The following is a 21088-nucleotide window of genomic DNA, read 5'->3' on the forward strand; positions in this document are numbered from 1 at the left end:
AAAATAATCTATTGGGGTAATAATGACCTCCACAAATAAAATGTGGCATATGCTGCATGTTCCTTCCATGGCTTTGTATACTCCTGTAACGCTGGCATTGAAGGCTTGGCCTCCAAATTTAACCTGTTTTTTATTGCATTCTGCAAACCAACATCTTCCAGTAAAACAGATTGAGGAAAACGGCGGAACTTCATCAGCGCATAATTGGCCGACCAGTTGCCTATCCCCTTCATGGCCACCAGGCTTTCGCGGGCAGCTTCATAGCTCATGGCATTCAGGCCTGCCTCGCTGAGCGCGCCACTGGCCATTTGTTTGGCGGTTTCCACCAGGTACAGCGCCTTACTGCGGGAAAACTGCATGGGCGTAAGCTGGTCTGGTGTTAAAGCGGCAATCACCCGCGGATGAGGATACAAATAGAAATCGGTATTGTGTATGTTCACATGGTAACCAAAGTGAGTAATAAACCGTTGCCGCAGCGTGTAAGCAAAGGCAAGGTTTATTTGCTGCCCTATTACCGGCCAGGTGATGGCCTCAAAAAGATCGGGCATTCCTATGAGGCGAAGGCCATTGTATTTTTGGGCCAATCCTTTCAGCAGCGGGTCTGTTTGCGTGTAACGGTAGAAAGGCTGCAGGTCGGCATCCAGGTGCCACCAATGGGTGATATACCTTACAATGGGCGCTTCTGCTACTTCCACGCCGGCAGGCGCCAGCACGGTTACTTCGAGGAAGTCCTTTTTTGAGCCGGGCGCAATTTCCACTACCACAGGTTCTCCTCCGGACAACAACATCCTCCTTACTTTTCCTTCATGTATGTAATGCAAACATTCTTTATCCGACCTCCCCAGGAAACGCAGGCATTCTTCAAAGGAAAAATGTGCGGGGTCATTAATGGGGATCATTATTTTCTGCAAAGCCATGTTGCGAAAATACGTAAAGTGGGGATCATTGATTTACGCTTTCTTGCGGATTTGACGGATGATCTTATTATGCGTTGTTTTTTATGACAGGTACACCCAATGGTAAATACCGCCGCCCAGTAACATACCGGTTATGCCGCCAATAATACTGGCCACCGCATCCATAATGTCGTAGTGCCCTCTCCCGGTGATCAGCGACAACAGTTCAAAGCCATAGCTGACAGCTACCACCACAGCCAGTGTCATCAGGGTTGCCGACAGGAGGCGCCCCGGGAATACCAGTTCTCCGGCCACCTGCAGTACTGCTCCCATCAGGATACCCACGAAGAAATGTTTCCATTTATCAGGCATTATTCTTTTAATCATCTCTCTGTAAAAATTACCTCCGGGGAAGATAATATATATTCCCGAAGGCGCCTCCGGCAATAATATCAACCACAGGATAAATTGCTCATAATCATTATCATCCTGTGTCAGATAAAATCCGCCGGAGGCAGCCATTACCCGGTTATCCTCCTGAGTAAATGATCAGTCCCAGTCCGGCAGCAAACAACAGGAACATCCCTGCTATAAGCCCGCCGGTTCCCTTTGGCGCGGCTTTAAATTCCTTCCAGATAAACACGCCCCACAAAGCAGCAACAAGCGTAGCGCCCTGCCCCAGTCCATAGGAAACAGCGGCGCCGGCTTTTCCTGCGGCTATCAAACTGAGGGAATTACCCAATCCCCATATAACGCCACCCAGCACACCTACCATATGCGTGGAAAATTTCCCGGCAAAATAGTCGGCATACCCTGTGGGCGCCCCGGTAAAAGGACGTTTCATCAAAATGGTATTGAACAGGAAGTTGCTGATAAAAATTCCTGCGGAGAAAATGACAACGGCAGTATAAGGCGTCATTTTTCCTGCGGCGGGATGCACAAAATCCTGCAGGTCCATAGAAGCGGCGATGAACCGGTAAAAGAACGACATCAGCACGCCGGCAACTATGGATAGTATAATCCCTGTTGACGACACTTTACGGTTCTCGCCCGATGCCTTGCGATAGGCCACCGCGTTAAGTACAATTGCCACCGTTACCAGCGCCACACCCGCAAAAAGCCATACCGGATTTCCTTTTGCGGCGCCCAGGTAATTGATCACCACACCTAATACCAGGGCTAGTCCTATACCAACAGGAAAAGCTACAGACATACCGGCAATGGCAATAGCTGCTGTTAACAGGATATTGGCGGCGTTGAAAATAACCCCGCCTAACAAGGCACTGGCAATGTTGACACCGGCGGCCTGCGACAAGTCTTCCAGGAAGCTGCGGCCTTCGTTGCCATTACTGCCTATAGTAAAAGCCGACAGCAACGAAAACAGTAAGATACCTATCACATAATCCCAGTAGAATAATTCAAAGCGCCAGGTTTTGCCGGCCAGCTTCTGCGTGTTGGCCCAGGAACCCCAGCACAGCATAGTGATCACGCATAACCAGACGGCCGTTCCATAATCTTGTACAATAAACATGCGTAGTAATTCTTATTGTTTGAAATGATGCGTACCTCTTCTATTACTTAGGCTGATGCGCCATCAGCTGTTCAATCACCGACTGCACCTGTTGTGGCGGCATTTTTTCCACCAGGTAATCCTGTCCGCTGCCGCTGCTATCCCAGGTATTACTGCCATTGGGCGCTACTTTTATTTTGCCGCCCTGTAAAGTGTAGTAAGGCTCATAGCCGCGAACAGCCACCAATACAGCGGTTTCGTCCCAGCTCATTCTGCCCTGCGCATCGTCCGGCGATTGGGGGATACAGATCCTGAACACATCTTTTACAGGGCTGTTCTGAATGCTTTCGTTCGTCGACAAAGGCAGACCGGTTTTAATATTCCATCCTATTTCAAAGCCGGAGTAGATCACTTTTGTAGGCCAGTTTTCAAAGGCTGCAATGGAAGCGGTGGAGTCGCAGTATACATTAAACTCCCTTCCCTCCGGGAATTTGCCGGCCATACTCACCAGCAGCTTTACCTTCTGTGTAACCAGTTCCTTACCGCTGAGCGGGGAAATATCATCGCCTTTTGAATTCAGCAGGTTGGCCAGGTTAGTAAGAAAACCAACAGTAACAATGGTTACGCTTTGATCGGGCTGGCCGGCCAGCACTTTGCGGTACAGGGTAACGGCATCTTCTGCTTCGCTGTTGCTTTTAATGGCGTGGGGATATCTGGCCAGGATGGAATCCGTCCAGTGCTGGCTGTCGCGCATATCCACGCCGGCGCCTTTAGGCACGCCGATGGGAATATCGGGGCGTTTGAAATAAGTGTTGAATACATTCAACACGGCGGCAATACCTTCATACTTGTTACTGGCAATGGTAGCCAGGATCTTTGCTTCCCCGGAATCGGCCAGGGCATGGAGCAGGGCAATAGCGCCTGCATCATCATAGTCGGGGCCAATGTCGGAATCAAAGATAATAGCTGCTTTTTCCCCGGCGGTTTCCTTTGCCTTGTCCGACATAGCGCAGGACGCTAAAAAACCGATCATGGCAAATGACAGCGCCGCTGCTAATGCCTGCTTTTTGTGGAATTTCATATAGGTTGATATTTAATGAACTTAATTGCTGTTACCAGCCATTATTTTGTTTATAGAGCCCGTTGCTCAGATCTATCTGTTGCGTAGGCACCGGTAAATATTCATCGCGGTTCTTTGTAAAATGAGCGATCTGCAGGTAAGTTCTGCGTTTGCTTTCTACCTCAAAATAGTCATTCAGTACTTCTGCTGCAATGCCCCATCGCACCAGGTCAAAAAAGCGGGCGCCTTCCATACCAAATTCCAAACGGCGTTCCCACTGCAAAGCCCTGCGGGCGTTAGCCTGGGTCCAGGCAATGTTTTGCCCTGGCTTATACAGTTCCACATGATAATTCGAGTAGGGGTGACCGTTAGCATCCATCAATCTTGCTGTGCTGTTCTTTGCACGCTGGCGCACCTGGTTAATGATACCCAGGGCTTCATCCTGGCGGCCCAGTTCTATCAACGCCTCTGCCTTCCAGAGCAGCACATCGTCGAATTTAATGATGTCGTTGTTCATGGAACTGGCAGGATAAGCGTATCCTTTGGCTGTAGTAAGACAGGGGCAATCTGCCTGCACCACAGATTTCATCCCGGAGAAAGGCCCGTACAGTTCAGGGCCCCTGGTCCAGGAGCTGGTTTGGTATATGATATTGTTCTGGTATTTGAAAGGATGGCCGGGTAATCCCACGGTATGATCCAGGCGTGGATCAAAGGAATTATTTTTGAAGTCGGCCTCATTTTTCATTTCCACATTGTTGAACGTTTCAAATTTCGGCAGTCCATCCAGGCCGGTTTGAAAAGCATTTACCAGGTTCTGGCTGGGCCGGTGAAAAGAGCAGCAGCCATAAGCCGGGTACATGGGGTAATTCAGGGCGGTAGACATATCTATCCTGCCCACTTCTGATCCGTCGTTCAAAGACCGTTGCACCGCAAAAATGGATTCTTTCCCGTTTTCAAACTGCCACAGGTAATTCTCCGCGTAATCGCCGGAAAGCCTGTACCCGCTGCTGTTGATGATATCACTGGTGAGTGTTACCACTTCGTTCAGGCGTTGGGGGTTGATATGAGTTACGTTGTTCTGTTCGTCCTGTTCATAGGCCTGGTAGAGGCGCACTTTGGCAAGGTATGCCTTTGCGGTGTAACTGTTGGGCCGGCCTATTTGTTCCTGCTGCAGCGGCAGGTCATTCACTCCTGCCTGGAAGTCGTCAGCAATTTTACTCCATTGCTCATCGTTGGTATACTGCACATTGGAAACGGTATTGATGCTGTCCTGTGAGATCAGTTCATCAATAAAAGGTACTTTTTTGAAATGGTTTTTCAGCAGGAAATAAAAGTGCCCGCGGATAAAACGCATTTCCGCCCTGCGTTGTTTCTTTTCGGGGTAACTGCCATCGCTTAACTGGTTGATCCCTTTCAGGGCCAGGTTGGCGCGCTGCACGCCCATGAATAATCTTGTCCATAACAGGTTGCCACGGCTCTGGTTTTCCTGGATGGTGGAGAATACTTCATACTGGGTAAACTCGCCCTGGTCTGCTGTTCCAAGTCCTCCTTTATAGGCGTCGTCTGACCTCACGCTTCCATATACCCATGCGCTGGTGTAGGGCACTTCCCAGTGGTCGTTGCCCAAACTGGCATAAGCGGCTATCACCAGTTTTTCCACGCTTTCAGGCGTATTCAGGTCATCAGCGCCCACTACGCCTTTTGGCGGCACATCCAGGAACCGGCTGCATGCAGTGAGCAAAGATCCCAGGCACATCAACAGTAAACTAAACTTTATATAGTATTTCATAACGCTGCTGTTTTAAAATTCAGAATGATAAATTGAAACCAAAGGTGATCTTGCGCGGGCGTGGAAATCCATAGCCGGAATCTTCAGGGTCTGCAGAAACATAAGCATCCCTGCCTGAATTATCTTTAAAAGACAAGAGGTTCTGACCGGTTACATACACCCTGATGGGGTTCAGGTGTTTGATGTTCTTAATCAGGTATCCCAGGCTTACTTCGCGGAGCTTTACATAAGCGCCGTTTTCTATAAAATAGGATGACAATCTTCCTTCATTGTTATTATCCGCCAGTGTAACGGCGGGGATAGTGGAATTTGGATGCTGTGGCGTCCATGCGTCCAGTGTACGTTTGCCGTAATTGGTGCCAGCCCAGAGATTGGTGAAGTCTGAAAATCTTTTACGTTCGTCATATACGGAAATGCCGGCTACTCCCTGGAAAAAGATGCTCAGGGTAAATCCTTTGTATTCGCCCTGCAGGTTTAACCCGAATGAATATTGCGGGGAAGAAACACCCAGGTACCGCTGATCGAGCGTGTTGATCACACCATCGTTATTCAGGTCTGCATACCTGATCCGGCCTATGCCTTTACCTGGTTGTTCTGCGCTGTTGTCTACTTCTTTTTTGTTCTGGAAGATGCCATCCGCAACATAGCCGAAAATAGAATTCATGGAACGTCCCAGAATAGTTTGTTCAGCGTTCCCCGGATAAGAATGTACTACGTTATCGGGAAGGTCGGTGATCCTGTCGCTGTAATGCCCTACATTTCCTGTCACGGAATAGTTGAAGGCGCCCACCTGGTCTTTATAGCCCAGGGCAATTTCAAAGCCTTTTGTTTTAACAGAAGCGCCGTTTACATAGCGGGTACCGCCTTCGCCCTGCACGGCCAGGTAGGCCGGGGAAATCAGGATATCGTTGGTAGCCCGGTTAAAGTAGTCGAAAGAAGCGGTTAACTTCTGATCCAGCAAACCCACATCCAGTCCTATATTTTTTTCGGTGGTAGATTCCCAGCGAAGGTCGTCGTTTACCTTTTGTATCTGCCGGAAGCCGGATAATAAAGGACCGGAGTCTGCGCCGCCAATATCGTATGCGGTACCGTTATCAGAGGTGAATGGCATAGCGCCCAGGCCATAGTAGGTTTCATACAGTTCATACCTGGCGGTACTGGAAATTTCCTGGTTACCGGTTCTGCCCCATCCTGCTCTTAGTTTCAGGTCGGAGATGATCCGGGTATTGTCTTTAATAAAATTCTCTTCATTAATTCTCCATCCGGCACTGATAGCGGGAAATGTGCCGAAGCGGTTATTTTTCCCGAACCGCGATGACCCGTCGTAGCGCAATGTAGCGGATAGCAGGTACTTGCTGTTGTATGAATAATTGACCTTACCAAAGTAAGAGAGCAGTGAAAAACCATTAGCGCTGCCGCCTACTGTCTGGTTACCGCTACCGGCATTTTCCACGAAGTAATCCAGTGTTTCCAGCGCAAAGTTTTCTTTATAGGTAGAATTGATGGCATATTTATTTCTCACTGCTTCACTTCCCGCCAAAAAGGTAGCGCGGTGCTTTCCGGTCTCCAGGTTATACTGGATAGTGGTGTTGAGGTTCCAGTTGAATTCCTCCGATTTTGAATTTTTCAATGAGTTCACGGTGCGGCTGATGAAACCCGTGGAGAATTTGCGCTGGATATCGCGTATCTCCGTATTGGAATGCTCTACGCCAAGGGAAGCATTTACCGTGAGGTTTTTCAGGACAGATATATTTGCATAGATATTACCAAAAATATTCAGGGAATTTACACGGTCCCATTTATTCAGGTCCAGTGTCATCAGCGGATTGGGATGATCCACGAAGCTGCCTGTTACGGGGCCTGAGTATTCGCCGTTGGGCAGCTTCACCGGCAGTACCGGCTGGATCTGCAGGGCATCGGCGAAGGCCGTCGTACTGCCGTCGCCGTTATCTATCCCGTTGGAGATGGCGAGGTTTTCACCGATCTTGATCTTTCCATCGAGAAAACGGTGATGGGAGTTGACACGGAGCGACAGCTTCTGGAAATCCTTGAACTGTTCCACGTATTTATCTTTCAGGTAACCGACAGACATAAACGCACCACCATTTTTACTGCCTGAAGAAAGCGAGAGGTTGTATTCCTGGATCAGCCCTTTCCGGGTGATAGCATCGAACCAGTTGGTATTGGCAGAAGGCACGCCGGGCGCCAGTTCATCAGGAATAGTGAGCCCGTGCAACACAGCGGTGCCATCGGGGTTGCGGGACCAGTCGTACTTCACAAAAGGAATATCATCGGGGTTCAGTCCATCGTTGATAGTGGCCTGCCACTGTACCCTGGCCCGTTCTTCAGCATTCAGCAACTTTGGCGCAGTTACGAACGCGGAATGTGTAACGCGGGAGCTGAAGTTGAAGATGGTTTTATTGGTGTTCGCCTGCCGGGTGGTGACGATGATCACGCCGTTCGATGACCGGGCGCCATAAATAGCTGCGGATGAAGCGTCTTTCAGCACCTGGATGGATTCAATATCTTCCGCAGTGAGTATCTGGAATGCGCTTGATTTGCTGGGCACCCCGTCAATGATATATAACGGGTCGTTATTATTGAGCGTGCTCACACCGCGGATCCGCACAGTAGAAGCGCCGCTGGGGTTTCCGCTGGTGGTGATGAACAGCCCGGGCACCTGGCCCTGGAGCGACTGGATAGGATTACTGGTGGGGGCATTTTTCAGATTGTCGATCGCTACTACAGACACCGCCCCTGTCAGATCTACCTTACGCTGCGTTTGGTAACCTACCGTTACAATTTCATTTAACTGCGTGGAAGAAGCCAGTAACACTACCGACAGGGTACGCTGGCCTTTGTATTGAATTTCCTGGTTTTGAAAACCGATATAGGAAAACACCAGTACCTGCTGGTCGTTTACCTGGATCGTAAAATTTCCTTTTTCATCTGTGGTGGTACCGGTAGTAGTACCTTTCACCGCCACTGTAACGCCGGGCACAGGTTTGCCCTGGTTGTCCGTTACCTGGCCGGTAACTTTATCTGCCCTGTTTGGTATGATGGTTCCCTGGCCTGTTGGGGGCGTATATTTCCCCCGTGCATACAATTGCAGATGACCAACGAGAAGCAGGCTCATGGCGAGGCTGATAAACCTCCAATGTAGTTTTATTTTCATAACGGAAGAATTGGTTGATTTAAGAGTGGAAATTGATCGGAGCTTTATTTTTTCTTTAGGCCTTCTGTTTTCATGCTACTGGCAATAAATTCATTTCGGTATGGAATAGAGGATTGAGCGCCCATCCTGGTGACAGAAATAGCTGCTGCGATGTTGGCAAACTCCACGGCATCGGAAAACACTTTTCCTTCTGATAAAGCCACTGCCAGCGCGCCGTTAAACACATCTCCTGCTGCGGTGGTGTCTACTGCTTCTACCTGCTGCGCAGGGATCACCAGTGTTTTACCTTCCTGGCAAATAACTGCGCCCATGGCGCCCATAGTAACCACTACATTTTTTACACCCATGTTATAAATAGCTTTGGCGGCCTTCTTCGCGCTTTCAATATTGGTGACTTTAATACCGGAAATCATTTCCGCTTCTTTCTTATTGGGTGTAATAATGTCTGTATTTGCCAGCAGCCCGGGGCTGAGTGTATTGGCCGGTGCAGGGTTCAGGATCACCCGCACTCCTTTGGACGCCGCATAACCGGCCACAAAATGAACGGTTTCCATAGGGATCTCCAGCTGCATAAGCAGGAAACCGGCGCCTGCGATTTCCGTTAATGCGTCTTTCAGATCATCCGGGTATAGATTGCCATTGGCGCCGGAAGCCACTACAATACTGTTTTCCCCGGATTCATCCACCGTGATGAGCGCTACGCCCGAAGGCAATTCATCGTCTGACAATACATGGAAAGTATTGATGCCTTCTTCTTCAAATAACTGGGAAGATTGTTTACCGAATACATCGTTGCCTACCTTGGAAATAAAAAGCACATCCCCTCCCAAACGCGCTACGGTTACAGCCTGGTTAGCTCCCTTACCGCCCGGGTTCATTAAAAACGAGCCTCCCAGCACCGTTTCACCAGGTACGGGTATATGACTTGTTTTTACCACCATGTCCATATTTGTGCTGCCAACAACAACGATTTTTTTTATATCCATACGTGAAATTTTTCTGTTTGTTGAAGTAAAAATATCCGGTTAAGGATTTCTATTTTGACCTTTTTTTATTATTTTCCAGAATTCTACCAGATCATGTGAACAAGCAGCGATTCGCTTAAATAAATGATAATCAACCATTTTACTGTACGCAGATTACAGCTATTCCATTAATTTCAAAATATCCCGTTATGTCGCAGGCAGCAGTAATACGTTTAGTGAAGTCTTTATCAAAATCTGAAAAACGCCGTTTCAAACTTTACTCACGTAAACATGACGGCGATAAAGAATACCTTACCCTGTTTGACCTGATAGATCAGCATGAGATGATCACCAAAGAACTGCTGGATGAAAAATTCAATCATTTTCATACAGGCGTTTCCGTTGATAACACTGCCAGGTATTTACTGCAATTGCTGACCGATTGCCTGATACAATCGCGTGTAAAAGAAGACGACCAGTTCCGGCTGCTGCATGGTATGCTGCGGGTGAATATCCTGAAAGAGCGCAATTTGCCGGAAGAAGGATACAGGGAATTAAAGAAGCTGCAACAGCTGGCCATCGTTTCCCAGGAACAGTTTATAGAATATTTCTTTTACCGGTATGAGCTTAATTACCTGGCAGAATTCAACTTCCCGGGGATGACAGAAAACAAACTGGTGGAAATACAAATGAAAGCCAGGAATGCTATCAAGGATATCCGCAATACGCACGAACATCACTCCTTATATGAATTGCTTAAATACCGGCTGCTGCATACGGGGAAAGCGATATCGGAGGAAGAAAAGAAACAGCTGAACGATCTGCTGTTAAGTGAAATGAGTATCGTTAACGCCAAAACGAAGAACAGCCTGGAATCAAGAAAGCTGCACCTCCTCTTCCAATCGTCTTTCTTTACCAACATCGGCGATTATAAATCTGCCTTAAAAACTTTTTACCAGCTGAACGGGTTGTTTGAAAAGAATAAGGTATTGTGGCATCATCCGCCGCTGGACTATCACTCCGCGCTGGATGGCATCCTCGACAGCCTGCGTACAACCGGCCGTTATGAGGAAATGTCCTTTTATGTGCAGAAACTGGAGCAGCTGGACGATAAAAATTATCCTGAGTACTTCAGGTATATGGTCCGCAAATCGGCGATGATCTACCAGCTGGTGCTGTTAATGGGTACGCGGCAATTAAGCGCTGCAGTAACCTATATTGAAAACAGTGACCCTGCGTTGCTAAAAGCGTATGGCCTGGTAGATGAAGAAAGGCAATGCGAGTTATTCTTCTGCTTCGGGCTGGCGTATTTCAGGAATGGCGATTTTAAGAAGGCGCAAAAGTATATCAATGAAATTGTGCTGATAGGTAAGGCCAGCTACCAGTCGGTCATTTACAGGGTATCGCGGCTGCTGAGCATCCTCATTCATTATGAGGCCAATAACATGGAGTATCTCGATTACGAGATCAGGTCGTTCAAACGCGCGTTCCAGTACAGCGGGGTACGGCTGAAAGTGGAAAATATGATCTTTAAAACAATAAAGGCCTGCCCGAAGATGAATGCTCCAAAGAAGAATGAATTATTGTGGGAGAAAATATCACCTGTATTGATGGCTATTGAAAAAGATAAATTTGAAATGCAGCTCCGGAAATATTTTGATTTTACCGGGTGGATAAAAAGCAAGTTCCTCCCCGTTGCCCGCTAAAACCAGGGCAGCCATAAAACCGCTACCATGGCTGCCTGTAAAATATTACTTTATATTTCTCATCCGGTACGCGGAACTCACTTACCAGGGTTATTGCTTCTGTAAGCGCCAGCGCAGCGCGCTTTCATCTATTCATCGGGCAACAGTTTATAGACATCCATTCTTGCTTCCGTAAGTATATTTTTTTAAGATGATGGTTTAATAGAAGAACTGCTCATGAATAATTTTGCCATCGCGCACTTTATAAACGCAGAGCTCATTTCTTGTACGGCGGCCAATGCCGCTGATCGTAACATCCATCAGCAGCTGTACCGCGAAATAATCGTCGGCCACCACCGGTTCCGAGATCTCCAGCAGATGCCTTTCGGTGAGGCTGTTGAGAAACGCCTCTTCTTTGGCCATGATGGCTGCTAATCCGGTAGTGGTACGGCCATCAGGTTCCTGGTTCACTGCATCTTTATGAAACAGGGTCGCCTGCGCCTCGGGGAACTTCCATGCCCTGCAAAGTTGTACCAGCGTTTGTGCAATTTGTTTAACAACAGTCATGGTTGTGGATTTAGAGGCTACAAAATAACAGCAAAAAACGGCACCAAAGCAGATACAGAATTATCGATATTGAACCATAACAGATTAACTTTGGAAAGATGAAAAAGACTAACGGGTTTATATATCTGCAGCTGGCCGAAAAGATCCAGCATATGATCAGCGAAGGAGTATACAACGTGGGCGATAAGCTTCCTTCGGTAAGGTCGCTGCACCAGGAACACGGCATCAGCATCAGTACTGCCCTGCAGGTGTATACACACCTGGAAAAGAAGGGCTGGGTAGTACCGCGGGAAAAATCGGGATACTTTGTGCATTATTCAAAGAAGCTGCGCCCTGAGCTGCCGCCGGTCACCAATCCGTCCCCTGCCGCATTCAAGGTACAGATCAATGAAAAGCTGGCGATGTTCCGCAAAACCAGCGGGTCGCATAAAACCATTTCACTGATAGGCGCATCGCCGGATACTACGCTGCTCCCTGCGGTAAAACTGAAGAAAGCGCTGCAGCTGGCTGCCCGTGAGCTGGATACTTCGTTTATCCCTTACGGTGATATATATGGTCATGAGCCTTTCCGGAAACATATTGCGAGGCATTGCCTCAACTGGGGCCGGGCCGTATCGCCGCAGGATATTATTGTTACCTATGGGGCCATAGAAGCTGTCAGTCTTTGCCTGCGCGCTGTGGCCAAAGCCGGCGACACTATAGCTATTGAGTCGCCCACCTTTTTCGGGTTGCTGATGGCCATCGAAAGCCAGGGCATGAAAGCCATGGAAATCCCTACCGATCCTGTAACCGGCGTAAGCCTGGAAAAGCTGGAAGATGCCTTTAAGCAAAAGAAAGTGCAGGCCTGTCTTTTTGTTAGCAACTACAACAATCCCATGGGCTGTTGTATTCCTGATCACAGCAAGGAGCAGCTGGCAAAGCTGCTCAAGAAATACCAGGTACCGCTGATTGAGGACGATGTATACGGCGATCTGCATTTTGCACCCGAGCGGCCAAGAACGGTGAAGTCGTACGATGAAGAAGGACTGGTACTTTACTGCTCTTCCTTTTCCAAGTCCATTGCCGCAGGCCTGCGCACCGGCTGGGTTATCGGCGGCCGTTACCATGAAAAGATAGCGCAGCTGAAATTCATTACCTCCGGCAGTACGGGGATGCTGCCGCAGCTGGTGCTGAGCAAATTCCTGGATCGGCAGCGGCTGGACCTTCACCTGAAATCATTGCGGCAATCGCTGAGCGTGCAAACCATGCAGATCACGAAAGCCATACAGGAATACTTCCCGGAAGATACGCAACTGACGCGGCCCAACGGAGGTATCAGCCTGTGGGTGGTGCTTCCTGAAAAGATAAACACCTGGCAACTGCATGAAGAAGCCGTGGAGCAGGGCATCACTTTTACGCCGGGCGCCTTATTCTCCGGCCAGGACCGTTACCACCACTGCATCCGCCTCACTAACGCCAATCCCTGGAACGAGGACCAGGATTGGGCGATCCAAACACTGGGCAGACTGATAGGCGGGCAATTGCATCGCCGGGGGCGATGAGAGCGCCGAAGGCGCACAAACAGATCTAATTTTCGTACTTTTGACCAGATCAGATCATATTGCCATGATAAAAACTGCCGATCACCTGTACCTGCAGGTAGCTGATAATATTGAACAGCTGATAGAAAAAGATGTGATGAAAATCGGGGAGAAACTCCCCTCTGTACGTATGCTGAGCAAGCAGCAGGGGATCAGTTTAACCACGGCGTTCCAGGCTTATTATCACCTGGAAGCCAAAGGGCTGATTGAATCCAGGCCTAAGTCCGGTTATTATATCCGCTTTAATTCCAGGCGTATGCCTGCGATGCCTGGTACCTGTGCGCCGGTAAAGAAAGCCAGCGAAGCAACGGTGAGCGATATGGTGATGGAAGTGTTCAGTCATATGAGAAACCCGAATATCCTGAACTTCTCTGTGGCTACGCCTCCGCCCGGACTGATGCCTGCCGCTAAAATGGCGAAGGCAGTGGTACATGCCCTGCGGGAATTGCCCAACAATGGTATCGGGTATGAAGAATTACAGGGCAACCGGCTGCTGAGGGGGCAGATAGCGCGTATGTCGCTCGCATGGGGCGGCGCTTACACGGAAGACGATGTGATCACTACCAGTGGTTGTATGGATGCGCTCACACTGTGCCTGTCGGCCATCACCTGCCCCGGCGATACGATTGCCATTGAAAGCCCTGCATATTACGGCTCCATGCAGCTGGCCGAAAGCCTGGGGCTAAAAGTGCTGGAAGTGCCTACCCACCCGGTTTCCGGCGTTGACCTGGATTACCTCGACAAAGCCATTCCCCGTCATAAGATCAAGGCATGTTTGTTTGTAACCAATTACAACAACCCCCTGGGTTCCTGTATGCCGGATAAAAATAAAAAGGCATTGGTGGATATGATGGTGAAGTATGATATTGCGCTGATAGAAGATGATATTTACGGTGACCTTTATTTCAGCAAACAACGCCCTGCCAATTGCAAAACGTTTGATAAATACGGTCATGTGCTGTTGTGCAATTCTTTTTCAAAATCGCTGGCGCCGGGCTACCGCGTTGGCTGGACACTGCCTGGCAAATACAAGGAAAAGGTATTGCTGATGAAACAAAACCACTCTATTGCCTGCGCTTCACTGCCACAGGCGGCAGTGGGACATTTCCTGGAGATAGGCCGCTATGAGTTCCACCTGCGCAATTTGCGGAAGGTGCTGCACACGCAGTGTTTACGGTATTCGCAGGCCATCAGTGAGTATTTCCCCGAAAACACACGGATATCGCGGCCACAGGGAGGCTGCGTGCTCTGGGTAGAACTGGATGAATCCATTAACACCTTCGAACTGTTCCAGCAGGCGCTGAAGCATAAGATCAGTTTCTGCCCGGGCCGGATCTTCTCCTTACAAAATAAATACAACAACTGTTTACGCATCAGCTTTGGCCCTGTATGGAGCAGGCAGGTAGATGAAGGATTGAAAACGCTGGGAAAACTGATCAGGAAGATGAGCTAAAAAAGCGAAGACCGGAATAAGACTATTCCGGCCGCTGTTAAACCTACAACTTATATCTTTTTATATCTTTTAAGTTGCCGCCAGGTACCCGTATAGCAAGCGGTACCCGGCAGAACAACCCATGGGGTTTGCAAACATCCTAAACAACCGTTAACTGTAAATCGTGAGTTTTTGTCTTGGAACACTGATTACGCTGATTATAATGATTATGATTACTTTGATTTTTATTAATGGAGATGTAAGTTGAGACGTATATCTCCATTAATTATTTTATAAAAATTCAAAAATAGAATCAAAGTAATCATCATAATCAGCGTAATCAGTGTTCCAAAACAAAATCCGCGTCCTTGCCGCCGGTGCAGCATTTGCACAATGCTGCACACTGCAATGCCAGGATCATTTATTAAGCGATCAACGGGTGCACCATAAGGCCGCCGTCTACATTATATTCTGCACCTGTAATAAATGAGGCATCCGCTGATGCCAGGAAAGTGACGAGGCTGGCAATATCTTCCGGTTGCCCTAACCTGCCCAGGGGCGTGATGTTGCTGAGATGCACCCTTGCCTCATCCGGCAGCCCCGCTTTTTCCAGCAGCGGCGTACTGATAATCCCTGGATTCACTGTGTTCACCCGTATCCTTTTGTACGCCAGTTCCCTCGATAGTGTTCTGCCCAATGAGTTCAGCGCTGCTTTGCTGGCCGATAATACGGTAGCATTGGGTGTTCCTGTGTATGCGTTCAATGCAGACAGCAGTGTGATAGAACCACCATCGTTAATGAGGGGAAGTAATTGCTGTATGGTGAAATAAGCACCTTTGAAGTTAATGTTCATTAATTCATCGTATTGTGCCTCTGTTACCGTTTCAAACGGTGCTAATTTCGCCACACCAGCATTTACAAATAAGGAATCTATTTTCCCGAAACGGCCCTGCAGGTATTCATACAGGCGCCGTATATCATTCATGTCCGACTGATCTGCTTTAAAACCTTCGGCAGGGTGGCCCAGTGCGTGTACGGCCTTTTGTACCGCACCAGGCTGACGACCTGTTATCAAAACCTTTGCTCCCTTTGCCAGAAATGCCTTTGCTGTTGTATATCCTATTCCGCTGTTACCACCAGTGATAACAATTATTTTATCTTTCAGAGATGACATGAATGATGTTTGTTTGAAAAAAGGTTAACCGATTAATGGATGAGTAATGATCCCTCCGTCGATATTATATTCTGCACCTGTGATAAAAGATGCGTCGTCTGATGCCAGGAAGGAAACCAGTTTGGCTATTTCTTCCGGCTGTCCTATCCTGCCTATTGGTAATGCTTTAGCCAGTTGTTCTTCATTGATCGCTTCTTTTGGAATACCTGCCTTTTCAAGAATAGGTGTAGCTACCGGTCCGGGGTTCACAACATTCACCCGGATCTTCCTGGATGCCAGCTCCCTTGATAAGGTTCGTCCCAACGAATTAAGACCGGCTTTGCTGGCGCTGTATACCGATGCACCGGGCATACCTGCGTATGCATTTACAGACGACAGTAAAATGATGGTACCACCGTCGTTGATCAGCGGCAGCAGGTGCTGCACAGTGAAGAAGGCGCCCTTCAGGTTAATGTCCATTACCGTGTCAAATGAAGCTTCCGTTACACTGGCAAATGGCTCCAGTGCCGCCACCCCTGCATTCACAAACAGGATGTCTATTTTACCATAACGGTCGCGTACGTATTCTGCCAGTTTCTGTGAATCCTCTGTCCTGCCCTGGTCTGCAATAAAGCTGTCTGCCTTTCCCAGCGCTGCCGCGGCCTGCTGCACGGCCTCCGGCTTGCGCCCTGTAATTAATACCTTTGCTCCTTTTGCCAAAAAATCTGCTGCTGTTGCGTATCCTATACCGCTGTTACCGCCCGTGATAACAGCTGTTTTGTTTTGTAACTGTCCCATCCTATTGATTTATTTAAGTTTATCAATGTTTAACTTTCAAAAAAAAAGAGAAAACATCTCTTAATCAATCTATTAATTTAAAAGTATCAATATATAAAAGTATAAAAAAAGCTGTTGGTTACCCGCCCGGTAGTACCTCAGCCTCTTTGTACTGTATCTAACTCAACTGTAAAAAGAACATCGATAACTGTTTCATCATCTCTTTATTGAGCGTGAGCTCCAGTGATCTTCCATTTTTTATGGAATGCAGCACTCCGCTATCTACCAGGATCTTTACGTGATGCGACACCGTAGGCTGCGATAAACACGTAAACCCGCACACATCACCACAAACCAGCTTTCCCTTCTTAACAACCTCCATTATAATAGATAATCGATGTTTGTCGGCGATGGCATTTGCTGCTTTTTCTATAACTGCTAAATCCATAGAACAAAAGTAATACTATTTTTGAAATATCGAAATATTTCGATGAATTTTTTTTTCCCTGCCTCATTTTATACCCATGTATGAACATATCACCATAGTTGGACCCGATATATTTTATATTATCTTTATGTACCTGCCCTGCAGTAAAGTGTAAGGGATATGCCAAACAACTATTGCTATGAAAACCATGAAAAAGCACCTTATCTTACCCGTAACGCTCCTCACTTTTGCTGCCTGCCACGAAAGTAAACCACCCGAGGAAAAAGTTTCCACAGACGCCGCACCGCCGGTGCAAACCGTTGCAGGAAGCGCCACCCGGATTACACATCCCTGCGCTATATTGCATACACCCGACAGTATCCAGCTGGAACATCTTAAAAAAGATAACGGGGAAGAAGCCTTTTATACCATCAATGAAGATTACCAGAGCTACATGACAGATGCACGTGCTTTCCTGGAAGAAAAAGGCGTAAAGATCATTGAGCCAGCCGGGGGAAAGATCAGTTTTCATTCTGCCAGAGGAGACGTCACCACATTGAATCTCAGCGATGTAAAATACAATTGGGAAATGTGGTTATTTGACGGCGACAAACTCCATAAAATAGATATAATGGATATTGAAAACGAGTATAAGAAATATATGAAATGATTTTCAGCAGGCAGTTTCATTGTTGAAACTGCCTGCTTTTTTATTTACTCCAGTGATCATATGCCGCTTTAGCAATTTTTGCGATGGCCCCTTCCCGCTCTTCTTCGCTGGCTTTGGAATCAGACACAAATACAGTGATGGCCAAATGATGCCCGTTTGGCAGGGTAATGATACCAACATCATTGGTGGCGCGGGTTAACCCGTTCTTTGTACCGGAGGTTCCTGTTTTATGCGCTACCACTGTGCCTGCAGGCAGTAATCCTTTCAATCTCTTTGCACCCGGCTTCGATGTGATCATAAGATCCATCAAATAGTTTTTGCTGCTGTCTGACAATACCGGTTCCTTGTAAAATATTTTCAGCAGCTGCGTCATGGCCATAGGCGTGGCCCAGTTCTTATACTGGATCATTTCATTGGGCACCTGCACTTGTTCCGTGGTAGCGATAACCATCTGCTTCACACCGAGGCCATGCACATAGGCATCAGCTTTGGCAGTACCACCCAGTAAGCGTAACAATACATCACAGGCGCTGCCATCGCTGGCGCGGATATTATGACTGATCAGCTCCGATAATGTCATGTCAAAATTCCCTTCGGGATGCAGATCCCGGATCAGGCTGGCCCCATTCCGCGGTATCAGGTCGCTTTTGGCAACGTGAATGGATTGATCCAGGCGGAACCGGCGCCGGTCTACCTGGTGAAGTATAGCCATAGCGATCGGAAACTTGTATACGCTCTGCATAGGGAAATGCCCGTCGCGGTTAAACGAAACCGTATCCTTTGTTTCCAGGACTTCCGCATATACCCCAACTTTTCCTGATATATTTCCGGCGATGCCTGTAATTTGCTGACGGAGTGTTTGCTGGCCGCTGGTCATTGGGAGATATAGAACGGAGGCGGCTACTGTGGCCGCTATAAACATGGCAACGTGCTTTATCATATAGCGTGTTTAATCAATACAAAAATCAAATAAAAGGCATTTCCGGCAACCGGGATAAATTATTCATTTAGAATTTCGCCGCCTTAATATTATTTTAGGCGCCAAATAGCGCAGAAATTGAGCAAACCGATATTAGTTATAAAATTTGGAACAGCGTCGATCACCCATCAGAACGGTGACCTCGACGAGACCGTGATTGCCGGTATAGCGCGGCAGGTGGCAGAATTGCATGCAGACTATCATATTGTGCTGGTATCGTCCGGGGCGGTGGCCGCAGGGAAGCAGTTCCTGCGCCAGTACAACGGCACCATCAGCGAGCGGAAAGCCGCAGCCGCAGTGGGTAATCCGCTGCTGCTGAATAAATACAGCCGTTATTTCGCACCATATAGCATTGCTGTAGCGCAAAGTCTTTGTGAGCGCCAGCATTTTTCCGACAGGAACCAGTTCCTCCAGTTAAAACGTACTTATGAAGAGCTATGGGCCAGCAACATCATTCCCATTGCCAATGAAAATGATGTGGTGAGCAGCCTGGAACTGAAATTTTCCGACAACGATGAACTGGCCACACTCATTGCCGTAGGCTTTGGCGCATCATTGCTGCTGTTCAGCACTTCTGTTGCCGGTGTACTGGACAGGGCCGGGCAGGTAGTGCCGCAGATAGATGTGATTGACAAAGCCGCGCTTGGACTGGCCGATAAAGAAAAATCCGCCCTCGGTTTAGGTGGCATGGTATCCAAGCTCACCTTTGCCCGCCTGGCTACCAGGATGGGCATCAGGGTGGTTATTTTCGGCATCCGCACTGAAGACGGGATACTGAATGCCATTGCGGGCAAAACAGGTACCTTGTGCCTGCCACAGCCCTGCAGCATGCCGGCCCGGAAAAAGTGGCTGGCCAGCGGCAGCTTGGTTACCGGCAGGATACAGGTGGATGCAGGCGCGCAACGGGCGCTGGAAAAACGCCATAGCCTGCTTGCGGTAGGCGTGCAGGTAGTGCTGGAGAAATTTGAATGCGGGGAAGTGATTGAAATTGTAAATGAAGAAAATGTTGCCATTGCAGTAGGACGGGCAAAAATTGCTTCAGACCTGCTCGATACCCAGCCTAAGGCACAGAATATTGAAGTGGCCCATGCCGATGATATTGTGCTGTTATAAAGAAAAACAACCATGCAAACTATACAACCTTTACTGGAAAAAGCACAGCAGTCCGGCGTTTCCATCCGTACGCTCCCTGATGCACAGAAGCAGGCATTACTGCGCAAACTGGCATCCGTGATCCTGATCCGTTCGGAAGATATTATAGCGGAGAATAAAAAAGACCTGGACCGCATGGCAGACGATGATCCCAAAAAGGATCGATTGCTGCTCAACGCAGCGCGGATCCGCGACCTGGCCTCCAGCCTGGAAGATATTGCCGGCCTGCCGGATCCGGCGAATGTACTGGTACTGGAAAGAACGCTGGACAACGGCCTGCTGGTACAAAAGAAAACCGTACCTCTCGGCGTGGTGGGCGTGATCTATGAATCAAGACCCAACGTAACGGTAGATGTGGCAGCGCTCTGTATCCGCTCCGGCAACGTATGCGTGCTGCGCGGCGGTACCGATGCTTTTTATACCAATACCATACTTGTATCGCTGATACAGGAAGTATTAAAACAGTATGAGGTAAATGAACATGCCGTGCAGCTGCTGCCTGCAGACCGCAGCCTGGTAATGGAAATGCTCACTGCCGTAAAATATATTGATATTATCATTCCCCGTGGCTCTGAACAGCTGATAGAGTTTGTGCGTACCAACTCCAGGGTACCTGTCATTGAAACCGGTGCAGGAGTATGTCATACCTACGTGGAAAAATCCGCCGATCTGCCGCAGGCGGCCGCTATTGTTACCAATGCAAAAGTATCCCGCCCGTCGGTATGCAATTCGCTGGACACGGTGCTGGTAGACGAAGCAGTGGCTGCTGATTTCCTCGCCCTGCTGGGGCCACAGCTGCAGCACTACGGAGTGGACGTATATGCGGACCCGTTAGCCTTCAGCATCCTGCAGAAAAATAATTACCCGCATCTTTTTGCGGCACAGCCGGAAGATTTCGGAAGGGAATTCCTTTCGCTGAAATGTTCCGTTAAAGTGGTGCCCGGCATCGATGCGGCGCTGGCGCATATCCAGCAATATTCTTCCCGTCACTCTGAAGCGATCGTTTCCGGTAACAATGCCCTCAGCGAACGTTTTCTCAACGAAGTAGATGCCGCAGCCGTATACGTGAACGCCTCTACGCGGTTTACAGACGGCGGCGTGTTTGGCCTGGGCGCGGAAATAGGGATCTCCACGCAGAAACTTCATGCGCGGGGGCCTTTTGCTCTTGAAAAACTGGTAACGGAAAAATGGTTTGTGCGTGGCAATGGCCAGGTAAGGTGAGCGGAGGGCATTTCCCTCCACTCCTCCTGTAGTTAAGCGATCGTTATCTG

General features: G+C 48.4%; 18 protein-coding genes. 6 read left to right on the top strand and 12 right to left on the bottom strand.

Annotation, left to right across the window (positions count from 1 at the left end; genetic code table 11):
* Nucleotides 1-8: 8 nt before the first annotated feature.
* The 7 genes from ABIE50_RS26180 to rbsK all read right to left on the bottom strand — a co-directional run bounded on the left by ABIE50_RS26180 (nucleotide 9) and on the right by rbsK (nucleotide 9416).
* Entirely contained in the window at nucleotides 9-917 is a 909-nt protein-coding gene (locus ABIE50_RS26180; protein ID WP_209865491.1) for a DNA-3-methyladenine glycosylase family protein, read from the bottom strand.
* Between the two features lie 81 nt (nucleotides 918-998).
* Complete coding sequence (locus ABIE50_RS26185) at nucleotides 999-1283, bottom strand: hypothetical protein (RefSeq protein WP_209865493.1); 285 nt, start codon at nucleotides 1281-1283, stop codon at nucleotides 999-1001.
* A gap of 142 nt (nucleotides 1284-1425) precedes the next feature.
* A complete protein-coding gene (locus ABIE50_RS26190) occupies nucleotides 1426-2427 on the bottom strand; it encodes a GRP family sugar transporter (protein ID WP_209865495.1) in 1002 nt (333 codons plus the stop codon).
* A gap of 43 nt (nucleotides 2428-2470) precedes the next feature.
* Nucleotides 2471-3487, bottom strand: coding sequence for a nucleoside hydrolase (locus ABIE50_RS26195; RefSeq protein WP_354028183.1), 1017 nt, complete (start codon nucleotides 3485-3487; stop codon nucleotides 2471-2473).
* Nucleotides 3488-3518: 31 nt separating this feature from the next.
* Nucleotides 3519-5255: a RagB/SusD family nutrient uptake outer membrane protein gene (locus ABIE50_RS26200; protein WP_354028184.1), complete on the bottom strand. Its 1737-nt coding sequence runs from the start codon at nucleotides 5253-5255 to the stop codon at nucleotides 3519-3521.
* 19 nt (nucleotides 5256-5274) lie between these two features.
* Nucleotides 5275-8430, bottom strand: a complete 3156-nt coding sequence (locus ABIE50_RS26205; RefSeq protein ID WP_209865497.1) for a SusC/RagA family TonB-linked outer membrane protein — start codon at nucleotides 8428-8430, stop codon at nucleotides 5275-5277.
* Nucleotides 8431-8474: 44 nt separating this feature from the next.
* Nucleotides 8475-9416, bottom strand: a complete 942-nt coding sequence (gene rbsK / locus ABIE50_RS26210; RefSeq protein WP_209865498.1) for a ribokinase — start codon at nucleotides 9414-9416, stop codon at nucleotides 8475-8477.
* 188 nt (nucleotides 9417-9604) lie between these two features.
* Here rbsK and ABIE50_RS26215 point away from each other — a divergent pair, with 188 nt between their 5' ends.
* Nucleotides 9605-11101 carry a hypothetical protein gene (locus ABIE50_RS26215; protein WP_209865499.1) on the top strand — a complete coding sequence of 499 codons (1497 nt, stop codon included), beginning with the start codon at nucleotides 9605-9607 and terminating at the stop codon, nucleotides 11099-11101.
* A gap of 198 nt (nucleotides 11102-11299) precedes the next feature.
* Here ABIE50_RS26215 and ABIE50_RS26220 read toward each other — a convergent pair whose 3' ends face one another.
* Nucleotides 11300-11647 (bottom strand): SnoaL-like domain-containing protein, encoded by a 348-nt coding sequence (locus tag ABIE50_RS26220; protein WP_209865500.1) that lies wholly within the window; start codon nucleotides 11645-11647, stop codon nucleotides 11300-11302.
* A gap of 98 nt (nucleotides 11648-11745) precedes the next feature.
* Between ABIE50_RS26220 and ABIE50_RS26225 the strand changes: the two genes are divergently transcribed.
* Together ABIE50_RS26225 and ABIE50_RS26230 are read left to right on the top strand one after the other, a co-directional pair.
* Nucleotides 11746-13188 carry an aminotransferase-like domain-containing protein gene (locus tag ABIE50_RS26225; RefSeq protein ID WP_209865501.1) on the top strand — a complete coding sequence of 481 codons (1443 nt, stop codon included), beginning with the start codon at nucleotides 11746-11748 and terminating at the stop codon, nucleotides 13186-13188.
* Between the two features lie 40 nt (nucleotides 13189-13228).
* Nucleotides 13229-14680, top strand: a complete 1452-nt coding sequence (locus ABIE50_RS26230; protein ID WP_354028185.1) for an aminotransferase-like domain-containing protein — start codon at nucleotides 13229-13231, stop codon at nucleotides 14678-14680.
* Between the two features lie 403 nt (nucleotides 14681-15083).
* On the opposite strand, the gene ABIE50_RS26235 is transcribed toward ABIE50_RS26230, so the two are convergent.
* The 3 genes from ABIE50_RS26235 to ABIE50_RS26245 all read right to left on the bottom strand — a co-directional run bounded on the left by ABIE50_RS26235 (nucleotide 15084) and on the right by ABIE50_RS26245 (nucleotide 17037).
* Entirely contained in the window at nucleotides 15084-15833 is a 750-nt protein-coding gene (locus ABIE50_RS26235) for an SDR family oxidoreductase (RefSeq protein WP_209865503.1), read from the bottom strand.
* 24 nt (nucleotides 15834-15857) lie between these two features.
* Nucleotides 15858-16610, bottom strand: a complete 753-nt coding sequence (locus ABIE50_RS26240) for a glucose 1-dehydrogenase (RefSeq protein ID WP_142687751.1) — start codon at nucleotides 16608-16610, stop codon at nucleotides 15858-15860.
* A gap of 157 nt (nucleotides 16611-16767) precedes the next feature.
* A complete protein-coding gene (locus tag ABIE50_RS26245) occupies nucleotides 16768-17037 on the bottom strand; it encodes an ArsR/SmtB family transcription factor (protein WP_142687750.1) in 270 nt (89 codons plus the stop codon).
* A gap of 178 nt (nucleotides 17038-17215) precedes the next feature.
* Between ABIE50_RS26245 and ABIE50_RS26250 the strand changes: the two genes are divergently transcribed.
* Complete coding sequence (locus tag ABIE50_RS26250) at nucleotides 17216-17686, top strand: hypothetical protein (RefSeq protein WP_354028186.1); 471 nt, start codon at nucleotides 17216-17218, stop codon at nucleotides 17684-17686.
* Nucleotides 17687-17726: 40 nt separating this feature from the next.
* Here the strand turns inward: ABIE50_RS26250 and bla are convergent, their stop codons facing one another.
* Nucleotides 17727-18626 carry a class A beta-lactamase gene (gene bla / locus ABIE50_RS26255; RefSeq protein WP_209865507.1) on the bottom strand — a complete coding sequence of 300 codons (900 nt, stop codon included), beginning with the start codon at nucleotides 18624-18626 and terminating at the stop codon, nucleotides 17727-17729.
* Nucleotides 18627-18743: 117 nt separating this feature from the next.
* Between bla and proB the strand changes: the two genes are divergently transcribed.
* Both proB and ABIE50_RS26265 read left to right on the top strand, forming a co-directional pair.
* Nucleotides 18744-19778: a glutamate 5-kinase gene (gene proB / locus ABIE50_RS26260; RefSeq protein WP_209865510.1), complete on the top strand. Its 1035-nt coding sequence runs from the start codon at nucleotides 18744-18746 to the stop codon at nucleotides 19776-19778.
* Between the two features lie 12 nt (nucleotides 19779-19790).
* Nucleotides 19791-21038, top strand: a complete 1248-nt coding sequence (locus tag ABIE50_RS26265; protein WP_209865513.1) for a glutamate-5-semialdehyde dehydrogenase — start codon at nucleotides 19791-19793, stop codon at nucleotides 21036-21038.
* The last annotated feature ends 50 nt before the right edge of the window (nucleotides 21039-21088 follow it).

Source organism: Chitinophaga sp. OAE865 (assembly GCF_040546735.1).
GTDB classification, from domain to species: Bacteria; Bacteroidota; Bacteroidia; order Chitinophagales; family Chitinophagaceae; genus Chitinophaga; species Chitinophaga polysaccharea_A.

Coding starts and splice junctions, on each gene's coding strand:
- ABIE50_RS26180 (WP_209865491.1), bottom strand. CDS start 917: ATGGCTTTGCAGAAAATAATGATCCCCATTAATGACCCCGCACATTTT.
- ABIE50_RS26185 (WP_209865493.1), bottom strand. CDS start 1,283: ATGATTAAAAGAATAATGCCTGATAAATGGAAACATTTCTTCGTGGGT.
- ABIE50_RS26190 (WP_209865495.1), bottom strand. CDS start 2,427: ATGTTTATTGTACAAGATTATGGAACGGCCGTCTGGTTATGCGTGATC.
- ABIE50_RS26195 (WP_354028183.1), bottom strand. CDS start 3,487: ATGAAATTCCACAAAAAGCAGGCATTAGCAGCGGCGCTGTCATTTGCC.
- ABIE50_RS26200 (WP_354028184.1), bottom strand. CDS start 5,255: ATGAAATACTATATAAAGTTTAGTTTACTGTTGATGTGCCTGGGATCT.
- ABIE50_RS26205 (WP_209865497.1), bottom strand. CDS start 8,430: ATGAAAATAAAACTACATTGGAGGTTTATCAGCCTCGCCATGAGCCTG.
- rbsK (WP_209865498.1), bottom strand. CDS start 9,416: ATGGATATAAAAAAAATCGTTGTTGTTGGCAGCACAAATATGGACATG.
- ABIE50_RS26215 (WP_209865499.1), top strand. CDS start 9,605: ATGTCGCAGGCAGCAGTAATACGTTTAGTGAAGTCTTTATCAAAATCT.
- ABIE50_RS26220 (WP_209865500.1), bottom strand. CDS start 11,647: ATGACTGTTGTTAAACAAATTGCACAAACGCTGGTACAACTTTGCAGG.
- ABIE50_RS26225 (WP_209865501.1), top strand. CDS start 11,746: ATGAAAAAGACTAACGGGTTTATATATCTGCAGCTGGCCGAAAAGATC.
- ABIE50_RS26235 (WP_209865503.1), bottom strand. CDS start 15,833: ATGTCATCTCTGAAAGATAAAATAATTGTTATCACTGGTGGTAACAGC.
- ABIE50_RS26240 (WP_142687751.1), bottom strand. CDS start 16,610: ATGGGACAGTTACAAAACAAAACAGCTGTTATCACGGGCGGTAACAGC.
- ABIE50_RS26245 (WP_142687750.1), bottom strand. CDS start 17,037: ATGGATTTAGCAGTTATAGAAAAAGCAGCAAATGCCATCGCCGACAAA.
- ABIE50_RS26250 (WP_354028186.1), top strand. CDS start 17,216: ATGAAAACCATGAAAAAGCACCTTATCTTACCCGTAACGCTCCTCACT.
- bla (WP_209865507.1), bottom strand. CDS start 18,626: ATGATAAAGCACGTTGCCATGTTTATAGCGGCCACAGTAGCCGCCTCC.
- ABIE50_RS26265 (WP_209865513.1), top strand. CDS start 19,791: ATGCAAACTATACAACCTTTACTGGAAAAAGCACAGCAGTCCGGCGTT.